Below are 22,148 nucleotides of genomic sequence, written 5' to 3' on the forward strand. Positions count from 1 at the left end.
GCGACGTTGCCGCGCGCAGCCTCGCCGCTCGTCCCGTCGATGCGCCGTCCGGGCCCGCCCGCATCGGACTACGGGAGTGAAAGCATGAAGAGCTTCAAGGTCACCGATTTCAATGCACCGCTGACCGAGGTCGACGAGCCGACACCGCAGCCCTTCGGCAAACAGGTGCTGATCAAGGTGAAGGCGGCCGGCGTCTGCCATAGCGATCTGCACATCTGGGAAGGCGGCTATGATCTCGGCCACGGCCGCAAGCCGCTGTCCCTCAAGGATCGCGGCGTGTCGCTGCCGCGGACCATGGGCCATGAGAGCGCCGGTGAGATCGTGGCGTTCGGGCCCGAGGTCACCGAAGCCGAGAAGGGCGGGCTGAAGGTCGGCGACGTCGTGCTGGTCTATCCCTGGATCGGCTGCGGCAAATGCGCCACGTGCCTGGCCGGCGACGAGAACATGTGCCTGAAGCCGGCCTCGCTCGGCGTCTATTGCGACGGCGGCTATGCCGACCACATGACCGTGCCGCATCCGCGCCACCTGATCGACCTCAAGGGCCTCAATCCGGTGACGACCGCGCCCTACGCCTGCTCGGGCGTGACGACCTACAGCGCGCTCAAGAAGGTCGAGAAGGATTTCGACACGCCGATCGTGATCTTCGGCGCCGGCGGGCTCGGGCTGATGGCGCTGTCGCTGTTGAAGGCCATGGGCGGCAAGGGCGCGATCGTGGTCGATATCGACGCGCGCAAGCGCGAGGCCGCGTTGGCGGCCGGCGCGCTGGCGGCGGTCGACGGCAAGGCGCCGGATGCGCTCGAGCAATTGAACAAGGCCGCAGGCGAGCCGATCCGGGCCGTCATCGACCTGGTCGGCAATGCCGCCACCGCGCAGCTCGGCTTCGACTGCCTGACAAAGGGCGGCAAGCTGGTCATCGTCGGCCTGTTCGGCGGCGGTGCGCCGTGGGCGCTGCCGCTCATTCCGATCAAGGCGGTCACCATCCAGGGCAGCTATGTCGGCAATCTCCGCGAGACGAAGGAGCTGCTCGACCTGGTCCGCGCCAAGAACATCGCGCCGATCCCGGTGACGCCGATGCCGCTTGCCAAGGCCAACGATGCCCTGCGCGAGCTGCAGAAGGGCCAACTCGTCGGCCGCGCCGTGCTGACGCCGTAACTCCCAGCCACTTCCGTCATTGCGAGGAGCGAAGCGACGAAGCAATCCAGAGTCTCAACCTGAGCCCTGGATTGCGTCGCTTCGCTCGCAATGACCGAGCTAACTCACTCGTATTGTGAAGAAAACATGCCCTCCACCAACGCACTCCACATCGCAGTCCTTCCCGGCGACGGCATCGGGCCGGAGGTCATGGCGCCAGCGCTCGAGGTGCTGCGCAAGGTCGAGGAGAGGGCCGGCCTGTCGTTCCGTTTCACCGAGGCCCAGGCCGGCGCCACCAACTATCTTGCGACCGGGGTCTCGATCGCCGACGCCACGATCCGGCTGTGCGAGCAGGCCGACGCGATCCTGCTCGGCGCCTGCGGCCTGCCGTCGGTGCGCTATCCCGACAACACCGAGATCGCGCCGCAGATCGAGCTGCGCTTCCATTTCGATCTCTATGCCGGCGTGCGGCCGGCGCGGCTGATTCCGGGCGTGCCGAGCCCGATCGTCGGCGCCGCCGAGCACGGCATCGACTTCGTCGTCATCCGCGAGTCGACCGAGGGCCTGTTCGCCTCGATGGGCAAAGGTGTGGTGACACATGAGGAGGCGCGCGAGACGCTCGTTATCACCCGCAGGACGTCCGAGCGGCTCTTCAACTTCTCCTTCAAGCTCGCCGCCCGCCGCAAGGATCGCGGCCGCTCGGGGACATTAGCCTGCGTCGACAAGGCCAACGTCTTCAAGGCCTTCGCCTACTTCCGCAAGATTTTCGACGAGGTCGCTCAGCTTCACCCGGATGTGAAGGCAGATCATCTCTACGTCGATGCGTGCGCGTTGATGCTGGTGAAGCGCCCCTGGGATTTCGACGTCCTGGTCACCGAGAACATGTTCGGCGACATCCTCTCCGATCTCGCCGCCGGCCTCGTCGGCGGCATGGGCATGGCGCCCTCGGCCGACATCGGCGACCGCCATGCGGTGTTCCAGCCCTGCCACGGCACCGCGCCCGACATCATGGGGCAGGGCAAGGCCAACCCGACCGCGATGATCCTGTCGGCCGCGATGATGCTGGACTGGCTGGCGGACACCCATGGCATCGAGGGCGCAGCCGAAGCGGCCCAGCGGATCGAGCAGGCCGTCGACCAGGTCTATGCATCCGGCCTCAAGCCGTTCGAGTTCGGTGGCAATGCCGGCACGATCGACGTGACCAAGGCGGTGCTGGAGGCGCTTTAGAGCATGATCCGGAAAAGTGGGAACCGGTTTTCCGAAACGATCATGCTCAAACAATGAGAGATAGGATCATGATGCGTTTTCTTGGAAACGCATCATGATTTAATTAGCGTCCCTTGAAGGCCGGCTTGCGCTTCTCCATGAAGGCGCGGCGGCCCTCGCGGAAATCCTCCGAATCCATGCAGGCATCGCCAATCCGCTTGATCGCGGCTGTGTCGCGGCGGCTTTCGTCCTTCAGCACTTCGGCGATGGTGATCTTGGCGGCCTTAACCGCCAGCGGCGCATTGCCGGCAATGGTGCGGGCGATCTCCAGCGTGGCCGGCAGCAGCTCGTCGATGCTCATCATCCGATCGACGAGGCCGATCCGCAGCGCCTCCGCGGCATCGATCCGCAGGCCCGTATAGAGCAGCAGCCGCGCCTGCGACGGGCCGACCAGGGACACCAGATTGCGGAGACCGTCGTAACCGTAGGCGATGCCGAGCCTGGCGGCGGGGATGCCGAACTGGCTGTCCGCGGCGGCGAAGCGCATGTCGGTCAGCATCGCGATCTGCAGGCCGCCGCCGAGGCAGAAGCCGCGGATGCAGGCGATCGTCGGCTTCGGGTAGCCGGCGAGCAGCGCCCGCTGGGCGGCGCTTCGCTCGGCATAGGCCTCGGAGGCTGCGGCATTGTGGCGGCTCTGCTCGAACTGGCTGATGTCGGCGCCGGACACGAAGGCCTTGTCGCCGGCGCCGGTCAGCACCACGACCCGGATCGCCTCGTCGTCGCGCAGCGCCACCAGCGCCTGGCCGAGCCCCTCCCACATCTCCAGCGACATCGCATTGCGTTTGTCCGGGTTGTTGAAGGTGATGATGCCGACGCCATCGCCCGCTCTGGTCATGAGGATCTTGTCCCCGGCGAAGGTGGTGGGGAGCTCGGAGATGATCGGCATGGAGGGTCCGTCGGCAGGAGGGCAGGCGGCCGGCATCGTTCACCGCGCCGGTGACGGCGTCAATGTGGGTTCAGGACATGATGGGCAGGCAAGGGACGTCCGGGCCGATGCTCTCGACCTGTGCACGGATCGTCCAGGAGAGAACGCGAGCCCTTCACGATCAGCGTCGGCCGGACGGGACCGAAACGCCGGCATGCCGCCACTTCCTATGACGGCAGGGGAGCACGAAAAAATAAAGGCGACGAAGCCTCAGACCGCGCAGCGATCGCTGGGCGGACGAGAAGGGCCGGTGTGTCGGCCACGCCGATCGCTCGGCCTTGAGCCGAGGCAGTGAACTCGCCCGAGCTGGCAGATCGCCTGGCGCCCCCAAGTTGCGCCCTCGAGCGAAGATGGCCCATAACCATCACGGGCAGACCTGTCTGACGGATCAGACAGCCTTGCCTATTCTTCGTTCGCTGCGATCGATTCCATCAAGGATACCAGCTGACGTTGTACCGTCTGGTCCTTGATCTTGCTGTAGGCGCGCAGCAACCGCAGGCTGAAGGCGCTGTCCAGGAACAGGAGGCTCTCGACCTCACGGGCCTTGCTGTCGCCGTCGTAGAAGAACGTCACGGGCACGTCGAGCGCGGTGGCGATCTGCTGCAGACGCGCAGCGCCGACCCGGTTGACGCCCTTCTCGTACTTCTGGACCTGCTGGAAGCTCACGCCGAGCTTCTCGCCGAGCTCAGCCTGCGAGATCTTCTGCTCTACACGCCGCAGGCGAATCCGCTTGCCGAGCTCGATGTCGGGCTTGCCCGCACTGCGCTGCTTCATTTTCTTTGCCGCTGATTTGTTCATACTGATTTTACCGTCCTTCCATCGGAAAGCCCCCGAAAAGATGGGTCAGGGGTTCACCCATATATACTGTTTTAAGTTGCTGTGGATGGATGAATTCGTCCTTAAACCACGGGTATTTGCCAGGGTTAAAGGCCTCCACCAGCCAGTCGATCATGTGACGCACCCTAGGGATGCGTCCAGTGGTGGCATGGTAAGACAGCCAGATGTCGTAGGACCACTTGAGATCAACCTCAAGCGGTATGATCTTCCCGCCCAGGGCACTCGCGTAGGTTGGGAAGACTCCAATACCGGCGCCGTGCGCCACCGCCCAGTAATTGGCGCTCGAGACATTGGTGGTCATCGCGATCAGGTCCCGCTGCTCAAAACCGGGAAAGATGGTGGCGAAGGCGGCGTTGGCGGCGGCTTCGTCCGCCACCTGCAGAACCAAGCGATGTTTGACGAGATCGTCAATCGTCTTTGGGATGCCAAATATCTCCAGATATTTCTCGCTCGCAAAGCACATCAGGTGCATGCGGCCGAGCCGGACCAGCTTGACGTCGAGCGCCGCCGGCCGGGTGAGGTGGATGGCGACATCGGCCTCGTGACGCGACACATCGGCCGAGCGCATCGCGCAATAGAGGTCGACCATGACGTTGGGGAAGCTCTGCTGAAATTCGACCAGCCGGGGCGCCAGCCAGAACGTGCCGAGCCCCTCGGTCACCGCGACCCGGACCTCGCCCGACGCAGCGCCGGCGAGACCATCGCCCGCGCGCAGCAGCTCGAATGACGCGGCCTCCATGTGCTCGACGGCGGAGACCACCAGCGCGCCTTCGTCGGTCAGCCGAGCGCCGTGGACATCGCGCGTGAACAGCGTCGCGCCGATCTGCCGCTCGAAATCATCGATGCGCCGCCGTACGGCATTGATCGAGAGCGTCAGCCGCTCGGCCGCGGAGCGGAAGCTGCCGGCCCTGACAACCTCGAGGAAGATCCGCGCTGCATCCCAGTCGGTGAGACTTGCCAGCGCCGATTTGCTCACGGTTGACTTGGCCGGGGCGGTCCGGCCCGTCACAGTTCTTGCCGGCTTGCTCGCCGCTGCGCCCCTGGCGCCGCCACTCTCTCGGCTCAGTTCGATGCTCGATCCTGCCGCAGCAGACGAGTCGCCGTGCTCCCCTGGCGCCAGCGTCGCAGGGGTCTCGGCTAGGTCCTGGCGTTCCTTCTGAGGAACGCCCCGTTCCGCCGCAACGCGCATACAAGCTCTCTCCGCCTGCTAGAGTGATTCCGATAAATTACGGGCAAGACACGTTCGTGCCATGATTTGGTTGAGCGATCGAGGGTCGATGAGTCTGCTACCTTCAGTTCTCTGCAGCATGGTCTTACCGCCAGCAGACGCGCGGTCTGACACATCATGTAGGACAAGGACACGCTTAGCGCGAGTCGAATCTAAGATCGACGGTTTTTGCCTCGACCGCAATGAAATGGTATTCGAAGATGGTCCGTTGTCATGCTATCTTGATGAACGGATCGTGGCGCTGACTCATCGAATGCCGGGAAGCGGTGGCGTGTCTTCACCCTGCGTCATGCCAGGACTGAGCCGCATGGGCAAAGCGCAGGGGAGCAAGGACATGACGTATTTGGAAGCCATCCGCGAGTCGGGAGTTGCTCGGCTCCATCTCGTCGCACGCTAGAACGGAAACGACGCCTGTGGCCAATTCAGACGAACAAATGCTTGCAGTGCTTGCATCCCTGGAGCAGTGCCGCGCCATGCTCGCGGCAACGGGCAATCGCGAATCGGCACATTTGGTCTCGGTTGCCATCCTCGACCTGCGTATGAAGCTGAACCGTCTGAGCGAAGACGATCTGAAATCGCTCTGCGATGAGATGGTTCAAGCTGACAATCCCGACAAGCTGCGCGATGCGAAGCTGCAGCCGGGTCAGCGCCGGCCACCGTTGCTTCGAGTGGTGAAATAGCACAGTTCGATGTGCGCACAAGGGTGCATTTAGCGCATTTGTGATATGTCGTGATCCCACAGTGAGCGCGCACCGGCTCGCAGACGAGCCGGTTGGAACGAGGCGGACACTCCCATCGGGGCGGGGGACTTCGCCAATGAGGCCCCCGATCCGGGGATGTCGGGCTCTGTCCTCGCGAAAGCCCGCAGGCGGTGATCACCGGTGACCGCCGTAACTTCGGCACGTCTGTTGCGTATTCCCGGCATCGGCGGCAAGAAGCGTCGTGCCCCGGCTTGCGCCTGGAGGGGCGTATCGCGGGACTCGCATGATCCAGAACGTATCGATTCCGGCCGCGTTCATTGCTGGCCTGGTCAGTTTTCTTTCGCCCTGCGTGCTACCGCTGGTTCCGCCTTATCTGGTCTATCTCACCGGTGCCACGATCGAGCACATCGAGAGCGAGGAGCCTCCGGCCGCGTCGCGCCGCGCCGTGATGATCTCGGCTGCACTGTTCGTGCTGGGCTTCTCGACCGTGTTCGTGATGTTGGGGGCGAGCGCTTCGCTGATCGGCGGCCTTATCCGGGCCTGGTCGGAGCAGTTGTCCATTCTCGCCGGCATCGTCATCATCGTGATGGGCCTGCACTTCCTCGGCCTGACCCGGATCTCGTTCCTGATGCGCGAAGGTCGGCTGCCGATCCCCAAGCCGGTCGGCCTGTGGGGCGCCTACGTCATGGGGCTCGCCTTCGCCTTCGGCTGGACGCCGTGCATCGGGCCGATCCTGGCGGCGATCCTCTCGATCGCAGCCGCGGAGACGACAGTCGCCAAGGGGGCCGGGCTTCTTGCCGTCTATTCCGCCGGCCTCGGCATTCCGTTCCTGGTCGCGGCGTTCATGATCGAACAGTTCTCGGCGCTGTTCATCCGCATGCGTGGCCATCTCGTGAACATCGAGCGCGCGATGGGCGTGCTGATGATCGCCACCGGCATCGGCTTTCTCACCGGCGCGGTCTCGACCTTCAGCATCTGGCTGCTCGAGACGTTCCCGGCGCTGCAGAGGTTCGGCTGACGCGGCTCAATCGTCGAGCTTGCAGGTGATGGTGTAGACCACGCCCGGCGGCAGGAAGTCGACCGTGGCCTCGCCGCCGAGCTGATCGCGCGCGCTGCGCTCGATCAGGCGGGAGCCGAAGCCGCGCTGGATCGGCGCCGAGACCACCGGGCCGCCGGTTTCCTGCCACACCAGCCGCAGCCGTGCCGGCAGCTTCTTCGCCGCGTCGGCCGCGCTCGCCAGCTCCCAGGACAGATCGACCGTGCCGGTGTCGTCGGAGAGCGCACCATACTTGGCGGCGTTGGTTGCGATCTCGTGCACGATCATCGACAGCACCACGGCGAGCCGCGGCGACAGCGCCACCTTCGGGCCGGAGATCCTGATGCGGTCGGGCGTGTTGAGGCGGTAGGGCTTGAGCACGCGCTCGATCACGTCCTGCAGCTCAGAACCCTGCCATTTCTCCTTGCTGAGCAGATTGTGCGCCTCGGCGAGCGCGCCGAGCCGGCCCTCGAACTTCTCACGCTCATGGCGGCTGGCGCTGCGGAAGGTCTGCACCGCGATCGCCTGCAGGATCGCCAGCGTGTTCTTGACCCGGTGATTGAGCTCCTCGATCAGCAGGTCGTGCAGCATCTCGGCGCGCGCGATCGTCGTCGCCATCCGCACCGCGAAGGCCAGACCGATCGCCAGCATGATGCCGCCGAGCAGGCTGGTGACGGCGAGGTTGCGCCACAGCGGCGCCACAAGCGAATCCTCGGCGATGCCGGCGCCGATGGTCCATCCGGTGAGGGTGGAATGGGTGAAGCTCGACAGCAGCGGCACGCCCTCGAGCGATACGCTCGACAGCGTCGCCTCCTGCTCGCTGCGCATGCGATCAAACACCGAGGGCGAGGCCTGCTTGCCTATCGTGTCCGCCGGATTTGGCACGCGTGCGAATACGGTCGCCTTGCGGTCGAGCAGCGACAAGGTCCAGTCCGGGTTCGGCCGCTGCTTTTCCAGGATGGTCTGGAACATCTCGATCGGCGGGCTGAACGAGATGTCATAGACGACCTCGCCGTCGCGAAAGACGGGCACCTCGACGGTGACGATCAGGCTCTTCTTCACGACGCCGTAGAAAAGGTCGGAATATTGCGGCTGCCGGGTCTCGAACACGCGGCGGGTGATCTCGCGGTTGTTGCGCGTCGGCAGGTGAGCCGTATCCGTCGTCGCCGACGAGAACAGCTGGCGTCCGTTGCGGTCGGCGACCACGATCGTGCCGTTCTTGCCGTACTGCTCGAGGAAGCCCATCGCGATCGGCCGGAAGCGTTCGAAATCGCCGGTGGTCAGGGCATCGGTCAGCGCCAGCACCTGGACGCCGCCAGTCATGCGCTGCATTTCCGCATCGAGCGTCAGCCGGATGCTGCGCACCGTCTCCAGCACGCGCTGACGGGCGTCGCTGCGGTCCTGCATGTAGTTGTGCAAGACGATCCCGCCTGCGAACAGGATGAGCGGCAGCGTGGTCCCTGCGACCAGAAGAGCAAGCCGGATCGGCAGGGAGAGTTTTGGCACGGATGCCCCGTTTGAGCTGGCGCTGCTGATCGCCGTTGGGACTGACGCAGGCGGAGGTGCGTCGGGCGGAGGCGAACTTGTGCAGCGAGCGCATTTCAGGCTGGAGCGGCTGCCTCCGCAAGGGCTCGGCGGTTGCAACCGTTCACATGACTGTCAGCATAGGAGAGCGCGGCGTGCACGCCAAGCGCAACGCGCGGCGATCGCCGGTTCCCTGAGCGGCTCTACCGCCACAGCGCCTCTCCTAGACGTTGCTCTCGCTGATGGCCGCATACACCATCGTGCGTAGTTCGCGGCGGATCGGATAGGCGCTCGACGGCAGCACCTGGGTCATGAAGATCGTGATCAGCTCCTCGGCTGGATCGATCCAGAACGCGGTGGAGGCCGCACCGCCCCAGGCATATTCTCCGGCGCTGCCTGGAATGAGCGTCTTGGCCGTATCCATCGTCACCGAGAAGCCGAGACCGAAGCCGATGCCGTTATAGGCTGCTTCCGCGAACATCGAGCGCGACAGCGCCGGCAGGTCGACGCCGCCCGGCAGATGGTTCGAGGTCATCAGCTTCAGCGTCTTCGGGCCGAGCAGCCTGACCCCGCCGAGCTCGCCGCCATTGACCAGCGCGCGGCAGAACGTCAGATAGTCCGCCGTGGTCGAGCACAGACCGCCGCCGCCTGAGATGAAGTCGGGCGGGCTCAAGAAAGAGCTGGTGGCGGGATCGTCCTGCAAGGTCAGGCCGCCCTTGCGATCGGCGGCGTGGAACGACAAGGCGCCGCCGGCATCGGCCGAGTAGCACGCCGCCAGCCGGTGCGCCTTCGCGGCGGGGACGTGGAAGTCGGTGTCGTTCATGCCGAGCGGATCGAAGATGCGCTCTTTCAGCACTTGCTCGAACGGCTTGTCGGCGATCTTGCCGACGAGATAGCCGACCACGTCGGTGGAGACCGAGTAGTTCCAGGCTTCCCCCGGCGAGAACTCCAGCGGAATGCGCGACAGGTCGTCGATCATCGACTGCAACGTTCCTGCCTTTTCGACCGCGCCGATCTTCGCGTCGCGATACGCGGCATCGACGTTCGAGCGCTGCTGGAAGCCGTAGGTGAGGCCGGAGGTGTGGCGCAAGAGGTCGACGATCAGCATCGGCCGCGCCGGCGGCCGGCTGACAAAGGCCGGCGCGGTGCCGGCGACGAACACGCCCAGATTCTTCCACTCCGGAATGTATTTTGCGACCGGCTCGTCGAGCGCGACCTTGCCTTCCTCGACCAGCATCATGAAGGCGACCGAGGTGATCGGCTTGGTCATCGAATAGATGCGGTAGATCGTGTCGTCCCTGACCGGGACCTTGCGCTCGACGTCGGCATAGCCGAGCGAGCTCGCATGCACGATCTTGCCGCGGCGATAGACCATCAACTGCGTCCCGGGAAAGCGGCCGGCCTCGATATAGCGCTGCCGCAGATGGGCATCGATGCGATCGAGCGCGGCTTTCGACATGCCGACGGTTTCGGGCGAGGCGGGTGTCGGGGCGAGCATCGGGCGTCTCCGCTATGATCGGTTTCTGGCGGCCTGCGCGAGGATCGGCCGCACATGCCGTTTGTTCCGGGTGATAGCCGAAAAACGCGCCGCGTCCAATGGCAGGCCAGGGATGCGTCGTGTACCCTTTGCGCCGGGAGGAATTGGCAATGACACAATTCAACGAGGCCGAGCTCACGGAGGCCGTCGTCGCGAGCTTCGAAGGGACACCCGATCCGCGCGCGAAATTCCTGCTGCAGGAATTGGTGAAATCGCTGCACGATTACGTGCGCCGGACGGAGCTCACTTTCGACGAGTGGGCCGCCGCCATCGACTTTCTCACCCGCACCGGACAGACCTGCACCGCGAGCCGGCAGGAGTTCATCCTGCTGTCCGACGTGCTCGGCGTGTCGATGCTGGTCGACGCCATCAATCATCGCGACCGGGCAGGGGCGACGGAGACGACCGTGCTCGGCCCGTTCTACGTCGGCGAGCACAAGGTGACGCCCCACGGCACCGACATCTCGGCGGATCTCAAGGGCGAGAAGATGTTCGTCCAGGGACGGGTCACCGATCTGTCGGGTGCCCCGCTGGCAGGCGCCACGGTCGATGTCTGGCATGCCGACGACGAGGGCTTCTACGATTCGCAGCGGCCGTCCTACGCGAGCGATGGTCCGTCGTCGCGGGCGCGCTTCATCACCGATGCGGACGGTCGCTTTTTCTTCCGCACCATCCTGCCCTGCAGCTATCCGATCCCGACCGACGGTCCGGTGGGACAGATGATCCTGAGCACCAAACGCCATCCGATGCGGCCGGCTCATGTGCATTTCCTGGTGGACGCCAAGGGCTACGAGCCGCTGATCACCCACGTCTTCGTCGGCGGTGACGAATATCTCGACAGCGATGTCGTGTTTGGCGTCAAGAACGACCTCGTCGCCCAAGTGGAGCGGCGCAGCGACGCGGTGATGCCGGACGGCAAGCTGGCCGTCGGGCCATGGCACTTCATGACCTATGATTTCCGCATGAAGCCGGGAGCGGGCGCGGCGCCGAGACCGCTCGGCGCGATCGCGCCTGAACCCGCCTGAGCTGTGGCGGCCGGCAGGCCCGCCTACCAGCCGCCGTGGCGAGCCGCGAGCAGGATGACGACTGCGATCGCGAGCAGCGCAGTCGTTGCTTTCCAGAACAGCAGCGGATTGCGCTCGATCAGGGGCGTCCGGTTGCCGCCGATATAGGCGGGATTGGGGTGCCGAAGGTCGAAGACGAATTCGGAGAGGCTCTCGTAACGTTTGGCGGCGACGGGATGGACGGCGCGTCGAAGTGCGCCGTCGATCCAGAGGGGGACGGCCTGGTCATCGCCGGAGGCCGGCAGATAGCGGACCTTGCGAAACTGTGCCCGGGTTCTTGCGCGCGCCATCTGCGCGCCGTAGGGCAATCGCCCCGTCAGCATCTGGTAAGCGATGACCCCGAGTGAGAACTGATCGGACCATTCGGAGCCGCCCTCGCCGAGAAAATATTCCGGCGCCGTATACTGTTGGGTGCCGAGGATGCTGTCGTGGTCGGCAGCCGGGTCGGCCTCGACCACGCCGCTGACGCGCACCGATCCGAAATCGATGATCTTCACCGTTCGGGTCCGGTCGATCATGATGTTCTGCGGCCGCAGATCCTGGTGCAGCATTTCCTTTCGATGCAGCGCCTGCAGCCCCTTGGCGATCTGCTCGATGATGTCTCTGATGGCATCGAGATCGGCTTTGGGATGGTCGATCATCCATTGCGCCAAGGTCTGGCCTTCGACGAATTCGGTGACGACGTAGAGATGATCGCGGCGCCGCGTCGATGGGAAGGCCTTCAGCACATGCGGGTTATCGATCCGCCGCGCGATCCAGTCTTCCATCAGGAACCGTTTGAGATAGGCGCCGTCGCCGCGCAGGTCGATCGAAGGCACCTTGAGGGCGACGGCGAGCTCCGTCTCGACGTCGATGGCCAGATAGATGTGGCTGCGGCTGCTGGCATGGATCTCGCGCACGATCCGGTAGCCCTCGAAGATCGTCCGCGCGTCCAGCAGCGGCGCCGGCGGCAGCTGCTCGGCCTGGACCGGGATCTCGGCGGCATCGCCGGCGCCGAGTTCGTCGATCCGCACGATCTGGATCGTGAGATTGTCCGCACTGCCCTGCGCCAGTGCCTCAGCGACGATGATGCGGGCCGCCTGATCGAGGTCGTGGGAATTCTCCTTCAACACGTTGGCGACAAAACGCTTGCCCACGTGCTCGTGAACGCCGTCCGTCGCGAGCACGAAGATGTCGCCGCGCTCGATCCGAATGGCCTGATAGTCGATTTCGACCTCGGGATTGACCCCGAGCGCACGCCCCAGATAGCTCTGCTGCGACGAGATGATGACGCGATGATCGTCGGTGAGTTGCTCGAGCGAATGGCCTGCGGGGCGATAGATGCGACAATCGCCGATATGGAAGAGATGCGCCGTGGCCGCCTTGATCACGATCGCGCTGAGCGTGCAGACATAACCTTTGTCGCGATCATAGGCGTATTGGCTGGCTCTGGTCTGGGCGTAGAGCCAGGAGTTGGCCGCGGCGATCACGCGTCGCACCGAGGTCTTCACCGACCAGGCATCCGGCGTGCAGTAATAGTCGGTCAGGAAGCTCTTGACCGCCGACTCGCTCGCAATGTGGCTGACCTCGCTGCTGCTGATCCCGTCCGCGATCGCGATCGCGATGCCCTTCAGGCTGAGCGCCGGCTCATCGGGAATCAGAGCGCCGTGGAAGTCCTGGTTGCCCGGCTTCTGCCCTTTGTCGGAATGCGCTCCGATTGTGATCCGCAATGGCATTTGGGCTGTCGGGCGAAATGAAGGGAGCCCGACCTTACCGGGGCCGGGCTCTCCGAGGGAAACGGAATCAGGCCGCGGCGCGAGCTGCGATCTTGGCATCACGCTTCGGCTGCGTCCTGATGTGGGTGGCATAGAGCGTCAGGCCGGTGAACGAGAGGCCGCCGACGAGATTGCCGAGCACGGTCGGGATCTCGTTCCAGACCAGGTAGTCCATGATCGAGAACTTCGCATGGAGCATCAGCCCCGACGGGAACAGGAACATGTTCACCACCGAATGCTCGAACACCATGTAGAAGAAGACCAGGATCGGCATCCACATCGCCAGCACCTTGCCCGGGACCGTCGTCGAGATCATCGCGCCGACCACGCCGGTGGAGACCATCCAGTTGCACAGCATGCCGCGGATGAACAGCGTCGCCATTCCGGCCGCGCCATGCGCCGCGTAGCCGAGCGTCCGGCCTTCACCGATATTGCCGATCACAGCGCCGATCTTGTCCGGCTCCTGCGTGAAGCCGAACGTGGTCACGAATGCCATCATGAAGGCAACGGTCAGTGCTCCGGCGAAATTGCCGATGAAGACAAGTCCCCAGTTGCGCAGCACGCCTGCGATGGTCACGCCCGGACGTTTGTCGATCACGGCCAGCGGCGACAGCACGAACACACCCGTTAGCAGATCGAAGCCCAACAAATAGAGCATGCAGAAGCCGACCGGAAACAACAGGGCGCCGATGATCGGCTGGCCGGTGTTCACATTGATGGTGACGGCAAACCAGGCCGCGAGCGCCAGGATCGCGCCAGCCATGTAGGCGCGGATCACGGTGTCCCGGGTCGACATGAAGATCTTGGACTCGCCTGCGTCCACCATCTTGGTGACGAATTCTGAAGGCGCGAGATACGACATTCAAACGTCCTTTGCTTGCTCTCGGGAGTCGATTGCGCGCTGCCTTGCGAGAGGTTCTGGCTCTCGAGGGACATCGCCACGGGCAGGCGGATCGGATGTCGAATGCGGGAAGGGCGTCACGACGACCGCGCCGAGGAGACCTCGGTCGCGTGCGCGCATCCGTCCCGGAGATCAGCGCCATAGGCGTCGACAGTCCGGCGAACCGCAGTCATCGTTGACTTGCAGAACCAGAAGCAATGCGTGTGCCAAATTTGACGCCACCGAGAAAGTCAGTGATTTCAAGCGACTGCGCTGGAGTTTCTCTGCTGCAGCTGCCTGAAAGGGCTCTTTTGGTGCCCTGATGCTCACGGAACAATCTCTCCATGCTTATTTTGTGTGCGCCGCACACAAAGTGTGCGAATCGCAAATTTTGGATGCGGCCCGCTGCCTCTGATGGATTGTTGTGCAACGCTAAAGGGTTGAATTTGCCTGACAAATCCAAATCGGCGTGTTGGCACGAAGCTTGAAAGAGCGTGTCCGACGCCATCGATGCCGTCCGCGCAACCCTCATCCGAATCGTGACGCTGCCCCTTCCGAGGCCTCCTCGGAACGCGCCTTTGTGCGTGGTGCAGCGACCCGCAACGGACGGCCATTCACCATCGAGCGCTCTTCAGCCAAAGGACGACAGCACTCATGACGAAGACTGCCAATCCTGCTCGCCGCAACGGCCTCAGCCGTCGTCAGCTTCTCAAGGCCGGCGCAGGGACGGCTGCGCTGCTTGCAGCCGCGAAGCTGAACTTGCCGGGCGGAGCTTTCGCCCAAGGGGCGGGGCCGGAAGTCACCAGCGCCAAGCTCGGCTTCATCGCGCTCAGCGATGCCGGCCCGCTGTTCGTCGCCAAGGACAAGGGCCTGTTTGCGAAATACGGCATGCCTGATGTCGATGTGCAGAAGCAGGCCTCATGGGGCACGACCCGCGACAACCTCGTGCTCGGCTCCGAGGGCAACGGGATCGACGGCGCGCACATCCTCACGCCGATGCCGTATCTGATCTCGTCCGGCAAGGTGACGCAGAACAATCAGCCGACCCCGATGTACATCCTGGCGCGGCTCAATCTCGATGCGCAGTGCATCTCGGTCGGCAAGGAGTACGCCGACCTGAAGCTCGGTCTCGATACCGCGCCGTTCAAGGCCGCGCTGGAGAAGAAGAAGGCCTCCGGCAAGTCCGTGAAGGCAGCGATGACCTTCCCGGGCGGCACCCACGATCTCTGGATCCGCTATTGGCTCGCCGCCGGCGGCATCGATCCCGACAAGGACATCGAGACCATCGTGGTGCCGCCGCCGCAGATGGTGGCCAACATGAAGGTCGGCACCATGGACTGCTTCTGCGTCGGCGAGCCGTGGAATGCGCAGCTCGTCAACCAGGGCATCGGCTACACCGCCGTCACGACGGGCGAGATCTGGAACAAGCATCCCGAAAAATCCTTCGCGATGCGCGCCGCCTTTGTCGACAAATATCCGAAGGCCGCGAAGGCGTTGACGATGGCGGTGATGGAAGCCCAGCAGTGGGCCGACAAGATGGAGAACAAGCAGGAGCTCGCGACCATCATGGCCAAGCGGCAGTGGATCAACTGCCCGGTCGAGGACGTCGCCGGGCGCTCGGCCGGCAAGTTCGACTACGGCACCGGCAAGGTCGTCGAGAACTCGCCGCACATCATGAAGTACTGGAGCGACTTCGCATCCTATCCATTCCAGAGCCACGATCTCTGGTTCATCACCGAGGACATCCGGTGGGGCAAGTATGAGGCCGGCTTCGACGCCAAGTCGCTGATCGCCAAGGTCAACCGCGAGGACATCTGGCGCGAGGCCGCCAAGGAGATGAACGTCGCCGCCGCCGAGATTCCGACCTCCAAGTCGCGCGGCAAGGAGACCTTCTTCGATGGCAAGGTGTTCGATCCGGAAGATCCCACCGCCTACCTGAAGTCGCTGTCGATCAAGCGCGTCGACGCCTGATCAGGACTCTCGCCGCGCGCGGAAAGCGCGCGGCCCCTCTCATTGCACGGAGAAAGGTTTCCGATGTCCATGCCAGCGTTGAGCAACGATAGTGCTCCCCAGGTCGTGCCGACCGCGGCGGCGTCCACCTCGGCGTCCATCGTAACGATGACGCCCAAACAGCCGCCGAAGGCCGAGCGCTATGTAAAGATGGCACGTGAGGCCGCGGTGCGCGTGGTGCCGCCGCTGATCGTGCTGGCGCTGTTCCTGCTGATTTGGGAGCTGGTCTGCCGCCGGGCCGGCTCGGCGCTGCCGCCGCCCTCCCGGGTCTTCAGCGACACCCGGGAGCTGATCTTCGATCCGTTCTTCGATCATGGCGGCATCGACAAGGGCTTGTTCTGGCATCTCGAAGCCAGCCTCCGGCGCGTCGCCTTCGGCTACGCGATTGCCGTCGTCGTCGGCGTCGGTGTCGGCACGCTGATCGGCCAGTCGGTGTGGGCCATGCGCGGCCTCGATCCGATCTTCCAGGTGCTGCGCACGATCCCGCCGCTCGCCTGGCTGCCGCTGTCGCTGGCGGCCTTCCGCGACGGCCAGCCGTCGGCGATCTTCGTCATCTTCATCACCTCGGTGTGGCCGATCATCATCAACACCGCGGTCGGCATCCGCAACATTCCGCAGGACTACCGCAACGTCGCCGCGGTGGTGCAGCTCAATCCGCTGGAGTTCTTCGCCAAGATCATGATCCCGGCGGCCGCGCCCTACATCTTCACCGGCCTGCGCATCGGCATCGGCCTGTCGTGGCTCGCGATCGTCGCGGCCGAGATGCTGATCGGCGGCGTCGGCATCGGCTTCTTCATCTGGGACGCGTGGAACTCCTCGCATATCAGCGAGATCATTCTCGCGCTGTTCTATGTCGGCATCATCGGCTTCGTGCTCGACCGCATGATCGCGGTGGTCGGCAAGATCGTCACCCGCGGCACTGCGACGAATTGAGAGGTAGAGATCATGGCCTATCTGAAGCTCGACCACGTCGACAAGACCTTCACCCGCGGCACCGCTACCACCGAAGTGCTGAAGGACATCAACCTCTCGATCGAGAAGGGCGAGTACGTCTCGATCATCGGCCATTCCGGCTGCGGCAAGTCGACGATGCTCAACATCGTGGCGGGGCTCACCACGGCCACGACCGGCGGCGTGCTGCTGGAGGAGCGCGAGGTCAATTCGCCGGGACCTGACCGCGCGGTGGTGTTCCAGAACCACAGCCTGCTGCCCTGGCTCACGGTCTATGAGAACGTGCGGCTCGGCGTCGACAAGGTGTTCGCCAAGACCAAGACCCGGGCCGAGCGCGATGCCTGGACCATGCACAATCTGAACCTCGTGCAGATGGCCCATGCCAAGGACAAGCGTCCGAACGAGATCTCCGGCGGCATGAAGCAGCGCGTCGGCATTGCCCGTGCGCTCGCCATGGAGCCGAAGGTGCTGCTGCTCGACGAGCCGTTCGGCGCGCTCGATGCGCTGACCCGGGCGCATCTGCAGGATTCCGTGATGGCCCTGCATCAGAAGCTCGGCAACACCATCCTGATGATCACGCACGATGTCGACGAGGCCGTGTTGCTGTCCGACCGTATCGTGATGATGACCAACGGTCCGAGCGCACGGATCGGCGAGGTGCTCGAGGTCGCGCTGCCGCGTCCGCGCAAGCGGCTCGAGCTCGCGACCAACGCGACCTACGTGAAGTGCCGCCAGCGCGTGCTGGAATTCCTCTATGAGCGCCATCGCTACGTCGAGGCGGCGTGACGATTCGAACGCGGAGGACGGATCGAACCGCCCTCCGCCTCGGGCGACTAACGGGTTCTCGTCTCCATCATCGAAGGATTTCCCATGACGCCGTCTCAGATCGCATTGGTTCAGGACAGCTTTGCCAAGGTCGCGCCGATCTCCGACCAGGCCGCGGGCATCTTCTACGATCGCTTGTTCGAGGTCGCGCCGCAGGTGCGGCCGATGTTTCCAGACGATCTCACCGAGCAGCGCAAGAAGCTGATGGCGACGCTGGCGGTCGTCGTCAATGGATTGGCGAACTTGCCTGCGATCCTGCCAGCGGCAAGCGCGCTGGCCAAGCGCCACGTCGATTATGGTGCCAAGCCCGAGCACTATCCGGTGGTCGGCTCTGCGCTGCTGTGGACCCTGGAGAAGGGACTGGGCGAGGCCTGGACGCCCGAGGTCGCCGAGGCCTGGACCGCGGCCTATGGCACGCTGTCCGGCTTCATGATCGCGGAAGCCTACGGCAAGGCGCAGGCTGCGGAGTAGCATCGTTGAGTGAACCGCTCGTCATCGTCGGCAATGGCATGGCCGCTGCAAAGCTGGCCGAGGAGCTGTCGCAGACCGCGCTCGGCCGCTACGCGATCGCCGTCATCGGCGAGGAGCCGCGTCTGGCGTACAACCGCGTGCTGCTGTCGTCGGTGCTGGCCGGCGAGGCCGCGTCCCACGAGATCGAGCTCAAGCCAGCCACCTGGTGGCGCGAGCGCGGCGTGACGCTGAAATACGGTGCGCGCGCGACCGCCATCGATGTCGGCCGCCGCGAGCTCCAGATCGAGAACGATGAGAACGTGGCGTTCTCGCGCCTGGTCCTGGCCACCGGCTCGCTGCCGCTGCGGCTTCCCGTGCCCGGCGCCGATCTGCCGGGCGTGCATACGTTCCGTGACAGCCGCGATACCGACGTGCTGTTGGCGCTCGCGGCGAAGAAGGGGCGCGTGGTGGTCGTCGGCGGCGGCCTGCTCGGGCTGGAAGCGGCCTATGGCCTGGCGCGTGCCGGCGCCAGGGTGACGCTGTTGCATCTGATGGACCGGCTGATGGAGCGGCAGCTCGATGCGCCGGCGGCCGCGTTGCTGAAGGCGCTGGTGGCGCGCAAGGGGATCGAGGTTCTGCTCAATGCCAGCACCGCGGCCATCCATGGGGACGGGCGGGTCGAAGGAGTCGAACTGGCCGATGGACGGCGCCTCGCCACCGACGCCGTGATCTTCGCGGCCGGAATCCGGCCGAACGTTGCGCTGGCGAAAGAGGCGGGGCTCGCCGTCAACCGCGGCATCGTCGTCGATGACGCCATGCAGACCTCGGCCCCCGGCATCTTCGCGCTCGGCGAATGCGCCGAGCATCGCGGCACCTGTTATGGGCTGGTCGAGCCTGCCTACGAGCAGGCGCGGGTGCTGGCGCGACATCTGGCCGGCCGCCAGGCGGCCTATGGCGGCAGCGTCGTGTCGACCAACTTGAAAGTGTCCGGCGTATCCGTGTTCTCGGCGGGCGACTTCATCGGCGCCGAGGGCAGCGAGGCGATCGTGCTCAACGATGCCAAACGCGGCATCTACAAGAAGCTCGTCATCACGGAGGGGCGCCTCACCGGCGCCGTGCTGATCGGTGAGACTCAGGACGCGTTGTGGTATCGCGAGCTGATCCGGAGCCGCGAGCCGGTTGCAGCGATTCGGACGGCGATGATGTTCGGCCGCGCGGGCGCGCGGCCGCAGGCAGCGTGAGAAGGGGCCACGCACGACGATGACGACGGTCGATCCGAAGCTGCTGACGGTGCGCACTGCGTGTCCTTACTGTGGTGTCGGTTGTGGCGTGCTCGCCACGCCCGACGGCCGCGGCGGCGCTGCCATCTCCGGCGATCCGATGCACCCCGCCAATCTCGGCCGGCTTTGCTCCAAGGGCTCGGCGCTCGGCGAGACGCTCGGGCTCGAGAGCCGGCTGCTGTACCCGATGATCCGCTGCAAGGGCGGCATGCAGCGGGTGGCGTGGAGCGATGCGCTCGATCACGTCGCGACCCGCCTGAAGCACATCGTCGCCCGCGACGGCGAGGATGCGGTGGCGTTCTATCTCTCCGGCCAGATGCTGACCGAGGACTATTACGTCGCCAACAAGCTGATGAAAGGCTTTCTCGGCTCGGCCAATGTCGACACCAACTCGCGGCTGTGCATGGCCTCGTCGGTCGCCGGCCACCGCCGCGCCTTCGGCGCCGACACCGTGCCCGGCACCTATGAGGATCTCGATCAGGCCGATCTGCTGGTCTTCGTGGGCAGCAATGCCGCCTGGTGCCATCCGGTGCTGTATCAGCGCATGCTGGCCAACAAGCAGACGCGCGGCGCCAGGTTCGTGGTCATCGATCCACGTCGCACCGACACGTCGAGCGACGCCGATCTGTTCCTGGGATTGAAGCCTGGCACTGATGCGGCGCTGTTCTCCGGCCTGCTGGTGCATCTCGCCGACAGCGGTGCGCTCGATCACGACTACATCAACGCTCACACCAGCGGCTTCGACGAGACCCTGGCTCGCGCCCGCAGCCTCGCCGGCAGCGCCGCGGCGACCGCGCTCGCCACCGGCCTGTCCGAGGTCGACGTCGTCGCCTTCTTCAAGCTGTTCCGCGATACTCCCAAGGTCGTCACCCTCTATTCGCAGGGCGTCAACCAGTCGGCGCAGGGCACCGACAAGGTCAACGCGATCCTCAACTGCCATCTCGCGACGGCGCGCATCGGCAAGCCGGGCATGGGGCCGTTCTCGCTGACCGGCCAACCCAATGCGATGGGCGGCCGCGAGGTCGGCGGGCTCGCCAACCAGCTCGCGGCCCACATGGGCTTCACGCCGCCAGACATCGACCGCGTCCGCCGCTTCTGGAAGGCCAAGGACATCGCCACCCATGAGGGTCTCAAGGCGGTGCAGATGTTCGAGGCGATCGCGCGCGGCGAGATCAAGGCGTTGTGGGTGATCGGCACCAACCCCGCGGTGTCGCTGCCGGACGCCGATCTGGTCCGCGCCGCGCTCAAGAAGCTCGAGCTGTTCGTCGTGTCCGAGAACGTCCGCTCCAACGACACCGTCGATGCCGGCGTCCACGTGCTGCTGCCGGCGCAGGCCTGGGGCGAGAAGTCGGGCACGGTCACCAATTCCGAGCGCCGCATCTCGCGCCAGCGCGCCTTCCTTGCGCCGGCCGGCGAGGCCATGCCGGACTGGTGGATCCTGAGCGAGGTCGGCAAACGGCTCGGCCACGCGGGCGCCTTCAACTACAACTCTGCGGCCGACGTGTTCCGCGAGCATGCGGCATTGTCGGCGTTCGAGAACGACGGCACGCGCGATTTCGACATCGGCGCGCTGGCCTCGCTCACTGACGACGAATACGAGACGATGGCGCCGGTGCAATGGCCGGCGCGCGCGGGCAAGCCGCCCGAGCCGCGCTTTTTCGCCGACGGCGCCTTCTTCACCAACGACAGCAAAGCGCGCTTCGTCGCGCCGGAAGTGCCGGCGCTGCGCGGTGAGACCACCGCCGCCCGCCCGCTGCGCCTGAACACCGGGCGCATCCGCGACCAGTGGCACACGATGACGCGCACGGGCTTGAGCCCGCGGCTATCAGCGCATCTGCCGGAGCCGTTCGTCGAGGTGCATCCGGACGACGCGCTGAAATACGGCCTGATGCATGACGGCTTCGCCAAGGTGACGACCGAGCACGGCCAGTGCATCCTCAAGGTCGTGGTCAGCGAGCGCCAGCAGCGCGGCATGCTGTTCGCGCCGATCCATTGGAACGCCACCAACGCCTCGCATGGCCGCGTCGGCGCGCTGGTCGCCTCCCACACCGATCCGTTCTCCGGCCAGCCCGAGGCCAAGGCGACCCCGGCTGCGATCAGTTCTTATGAGTACGTATTCCGCGGCTTCATCCTGTCGCGCAACGAGCTCACGCTGCCGTCCAACCTGTGGTGGGCACGCGCGACGGTGCAGGGCGGCTTGGGCTATCTGTTCGCCGATAACGGCGATCTGTCGCGCTGGCCGGCCTGGTTCAAGGCGCGCGCCACCGACGACGTCACGGACTACATGGATGTCGGCGGCGGCGTCTATCGCGCCGCGTCGTTCGCCGGCGATCGCATCGAAACCTGTCTCTTCGTCGGCCCCGGCCATGATGCCGGCGACTGGAACGTCGTGAAGACGATGTTCGCCGCCGATCGCCTCGACGACGACCAGCGCCGCGTGCTGCTGTCCGGCCGCGCGCCCGACGGCGTCGGCGGCGGCCCGATCGTCTGCGCCTGCTTCGGCGTCGGCCGCGATACCATCTGCGACGCCATCGCCGGCGGCGCGCGCACGCCCGCCGCCATCGGTGCGCAGCTCAAGGCCGGCACCAATTGCGGCTCGTGCATTCCGGAGATGAAGCGGCTGATCGCGCAGACGGCCACGGACGCCCCGCCCATCGCGGCGGCGAGCTAGCCGAGAACACTGTCATTCCGGGGCGAGGCCAACGGCCTCGAACCCGGAATCTCGACATGGTGGAAATGAAACAGCGCA

The 22,148-nt window shown here is 65.1% G+C and carries 19 protein-coding genes; 11 read left to right on the forward strand and 8 right to left on the reverse strand.

Annotated elements, in window-relative coordinates; translation table 11 throughout:
• Positions 1-84: 84 nt before the first annotated feature.
• Both QX070_RS11415 and QX070_RS11420 read left to right on the forward strand, forming a co-directional pair.
• Positions 85-1,152, forward strand: coding sequence for an alcohol dehydrogenase (locus QX070_RS11415; protein WP_315737158.1), 1,068 nt, complete (start codon positions 85-87; stop codon positions 1,150-1,152).
• Positions 1,153-1,278: 126 nt separating this feature from the next.
• On the forward strand, positions 1,279-2,358 hold the full coding sequence (locus QX070_RS11420; protein WP_315737159.1) for an isocitrate/isopropylmalate dehydrogenase family protein: 1,080 nt from the start codon (positions 1,279-1,281) through the stop codon (positions 2,356-2,358).
• A gap of 103 nt (positions 2,359-2,461) precedes the next feature.
• On the opposite strand, the gene QX070_RS11425 is transcribed toward QX070_RS11420, so the two are convergent.
• From QX070_RS11425 to QX070_RS11435, 3 genes are all read right to left on the reverse strand, one after another.
• On the reverse strand, positions 2,462-3,283 hold the full coding sequence (locus QX070_RS11425) for an enoyl-CoA hydratase (protein WP_315737160.1): 822 nt from the start codon (positions 3,281-3,283) through the stop codon (positions 2,462-2,464).
• A gap of 441 nt (positions 3,284-3,724) precedes the next feature.
• The gene (locus QX070_RS11430) at positions 3,725-4,120 is read right to left on the reverse strand and encodes a helix-turn-helix domain-containing protein (RefSeq protein WP_015668220.1); all 396 of its coding nucleotides are present in this window, start codon (positions 4,118-4,120) and stop codon (positions 3,725-3,727) included.
• Between the two features lie 7 nt (positions 4,121-4,127).
• Positions 4,128-5,348, reverse strand: a complete 1,221-nt coding sequence (locus tag QX070_RS11435) for a LysR family transcriptional regulator (RefSeq protein ID WP_315737161.1) — start codon at positions 5,346-5,348, stop codon at positions 4,128-4,130.
• 473 nt (positions 5,349-5,821) lie between these two features.
• Between QX070_RS11435 and QX070_RS11440 the strand changes: the two genes are divergently transcribed.
• Positions 5,822-6,067 (forward strand): hypothetical protein, encoded by a 246-nt coding sequence (locus QX070_RS11440; protein WP_315737708.1) that lies wholly within the window; start codon positions 5,822-5,824, stop codon positions 6,065-6,067.
• Positions 6,068-6,371: 304 nt separating this feature from the next.
• Positions 6,372-7,106: a cytochrome c biogenesis CcdA family protein gene (locus tag QX070_RS11445; RefSeq protein WP_315737162.1), complete on the forward strand. Its 735-nt coding sequence runs from the start codon at positions 6,372-6,374 to the stop codon at positions 7,104-7,106.
• A gap of 6 nt (positions 7,107-7,112) precedes the next feature.
• Here the strand turns inward: QX070_RS11445 and QX070_RS11450 are convergent, their stop codons facing one another.
• Together QX070_RS11450 and QX070_RS11455 are read right to left on the reverse strand one after the other, a co-directional pair.
• Complete coding sequence (locus QX070_RS11450) at positions 7,113-8,630, reverse strand: sensor histidine kinase (RefSeq protein ID WP_315737163.1); 1,518 nt, start codon at positions 8,628-8,630, stop codon at positions 7,113-7,115.
• A 241-nt stretch (positions 8,631-8,871) separates the two neighbouring features.
• Positions 8,872-10,146: a serine hydrolase domain-containing protein gene (locus QX070_RS11455; RefSeq protein ID WP_315737164.1), complete on the reverse strand. Its 1,275-nt coding sequence runs from the start codon at positions 10,144-10,146 to the stop codon at positions 8,872-8,874.
• Between the two features lie 149 nt (positions 10,147-10,295).
• Here QX070_RS11455 and QX070_RS11460 point away from each other — a divergent pair, with 149 nt between their 5' ends.
• A complete protein-coding gene (locus QX070_RS11460) occupies positions 10,296-11,210 on the forward strand; it encodes an intradiol ring-cleavage dioxygenase (protein WP_315737165.1) in 915 nt (304 codons plus the stop codon).
• Positions 11,211-11,233: 23 nt separating this feature from the next.
• Here QX070_RS11460 and QX070_RS11465 read toward each other — a convergent pair whose 3' ends face one another.
• From QX070_RS11465 to QX070_RS11475, 3 genes are all read right to left on the reverse strand, one after another.
• Positions 11,234-12,964: a bifunctional protein-serine/threonine kinase/phosphatase gene (locus QX070_RS11465; protein ID WP_315737166.1), complete on the reverse strand. Its 1,731-nt coding sequence runs from the start codon at positions 12,962-12,964 to the stop codon at positions 11,234-11,236.
• Between the two features lie 67 nt (positions 12,965-13,031).
• Positions 13,032-13,865: a formate/nitrite transporter family protein gene (locus tag QX070_RS11470; RefSeq protein ID WP_315737167.1), complete on the reverse strand. Its 834-nt coding sequence runs from the start codon at positions 13,863-13,865 to the stop codon at positions 13,032-13,034.
• A 208-nt stretch (positions 13,866-14,073) separates the two neighbouring features.
• The gene (locus QX070_RS11475) at positions 14,074-14,391 is read right to left on the reverse strand and encodes a hypothetical protein (RefSeq protein WP_315737168.1); all 318 of its coding nucleotides are present in this window, start codon (positions 14,389-14,391) and stop codon (positions 14,074-14,076) included.
• A 146-nt stretch (positions 14,392-14,537) separates the two neighbouring features.
• Between QX070_RS11475 and QX070_RS11480 the strand changes: the two genes are divergently transcribed.
• The 6 genes from QX070_RS11480 (at position 14,538) to QX070_RS11505 (ending at position 22,070) form a co-directional block, all read left to right on the forward strand.
• A complete protein-coding gene (locus QX070_RS11480; RefSeq protein WP_315737169.1) occupies positions 14,538-15,854 on the forward strand; it encodes a CmpA/NrtA family ABC transporter substrate-binding protein in 1,317 nt (438 codons plus the stop codon).
• A 63-nt stretch (positions 15,855-15,917) separates the two neighbouring features.
• Positions 15,918-16,826, forward strand: coding sequence for a nitrate ABC transporter permease (gene ntrB / locus QX070_RS11485; protein ID WP_315737170.1), 909 nt, complete (start codon positions 15,918-15,920; stop codon positions 16,824-16,826).
• A 12-nt stretch (positions 16,827-16,838) separates the two neighbouring features.
• On the forward strand, positions 16,839-17,630 hold the full coding sequence (locus QX070_RS11490; RefSeq protein WP_315737171.1) for an ABC transporter ATP-binding protein: 792 nt from the start codon (positions 16,839-16,841) through the stop codon (positions 17,628-17,630).
• 84 nt (positions 17,631-17,714) lie between these two features.
• Positions 17,715-18,140, forward strand: a complete 426-nt coding sequence (locus QX070_RS11495) for a globin family protein (RefSeq protein WP_315737172.1) — start codon at positions 17,715-17,717, stop codon at positions 18,138-18,140.
• Positions 18,141-18,145: 5 nt separating this feature from the next.
• Positions 18,146-19,360, forward strand: coding sequence for an NAD(P)/FAD-dependent oxidoreductase (locus QX070_RS11500; protein WP_315737173.1), 1,215 nt, complete (start codon positions 18,146-18,148; stop codon positions 19,358-19,360).
• 19 nt (positions 19,361-19,379) lie between these two features.
• Positions 19,380-22,070 carry a molybdopterin-dependent oxidoreductase gene (locus QX070_RS11505; RefSeq protein WP_315737174.1) on the forward strand — a complete coding sequence of 897 codons (2,691 nt, stop codon included), beginning with the start codon at positions 19,380-19,382 and terminating at the stop codon, positions 22,068-22,070.
• The last annotated feature ends 78 nt before the right edge of the window (positions 22,071-22,148 follow it).

It is taken from the genome of Bradyrhizobium sp. SZCCHNR1093, assembly GCF_032381175.1.
Lineage (GTDB): Bacteria > Pseudomonadota > Alphaproteobacteria > Rhizobiales > Xanthobacteraceae > Bradyrhizobium.

Coding starts and splice junctions, on each gene's coding strand:
- QX070_RS11415 (WP_315737158.1), top strand. CDS start 85: ATGAAGAGCTTCAAGGTCACCGATTTCAATGCACCGCTGACCGAGGTC.
- QX070_RS11420 (WP_315737159.1), top strand. CDS start 1,279: ATGCCCTCCACCAACGCACTCCACATCGCAGTCCTTCCCGGCGACGGC.
- QX070_RS11425 (WP_315737160.1), bottom strand. CDS start 3,283: ATGCCGATCATCTCCGAGCTCCCCACCACCTTCGCCGGGGACAAGATC.
- QX070_RS11430 (WP_015668220.1), bottom strand. CDS start 4,120: ATGAACAAATCAGCGGCAAAGAAAATGAAGCAGCGCAGTGCGGGCAAG.
- QX070_RS11435 (WP_315737161.1), bottom strand. CDS start 5,348: ATGCGCGTTGCGGCGGAACGGGGCGTTCCTCAGAAGGAACGCCAGGAC.
- QX070_RS11440 (WP_315737708.1), top strand. CDS start 5,822: ATGCTTGCAGTGCTTGCATCCCTGGAGCAGTGCCGCGCCATGCTCGCG.
- QX070_RS11445 (WP_315737162.1), top strand. CDS start 6,372: ATGATCCAGAACGTATCGATTCCGGCCGCGTTCATTGCTGGCCTGGTC.
- QX070_RS11455 (WP_315737164.1), bottom strand. CDS start 10,146: ATGCTCGCCCCGACACCCGCCTCGCCCGAAACCGTCGGCATGTCGAAA.
- QX070_RS11460 (WP_315737165.1), top strand. CDS start 10,296: ATGACACAATTCAACGAGGCCGAGCTCACGGAGGCCGTCGTCGCGAGC.
- QX070_RS11465 (WP_315737166.1), bottom strand. CDS start 12,964: ATGCCATTGCGGATCACAATCGGAGCGCATTCCGACAAAGGGCAGAAG.
- QX070_RS11470 (WP_315737167.1), bottom strand. CDS start 13,865: ATGTCGTATCTCGCGCCTTCAGAATTCGTCACCAAGATGGTGGACGCA.
- QX070_RS11475 (WP_315737168.1), bottom strand. CDS start 14,391: ATGGCGTCGGACACGCTCTTTCAAGCTTCGTGCCAACACGCCGATTTG.
- QX070_RS11480 (WP_315737169.1), top strand. CDS start 14,538: ATGACGAAGACTGCCAATCCTGCTCGCCGCAACGGCCTCAGCCGTCGT.
- ntrB (WP_315737170.1), top strand. CDS start 15,918: ATGTCCATGCCAGCGTTGAGCAACGATAGTGCTCCCCAGGTCGTGCCG.
- QX070_RS11490 (WP_315737171.1), top strand. CDS start 16,839: ATGGCCTATCTGAAGCTCGACCACGTCGACAAGACCTTCACCCGCGGC.
- QX070_RS11495 (WP_315737172.1), top strand. CDS start 17,715: ATGACGCCGTCTCAGATCGCATTGGTTCAGGACAGCTTTGCCAAGGTC.
- QX070_RS11505 (WP_315737174.1), top strand. CDS start 19,380: ATGACGACGGTCGATCCGAAGCTGCTGACGGTGCGCACTGCGTGTCCT.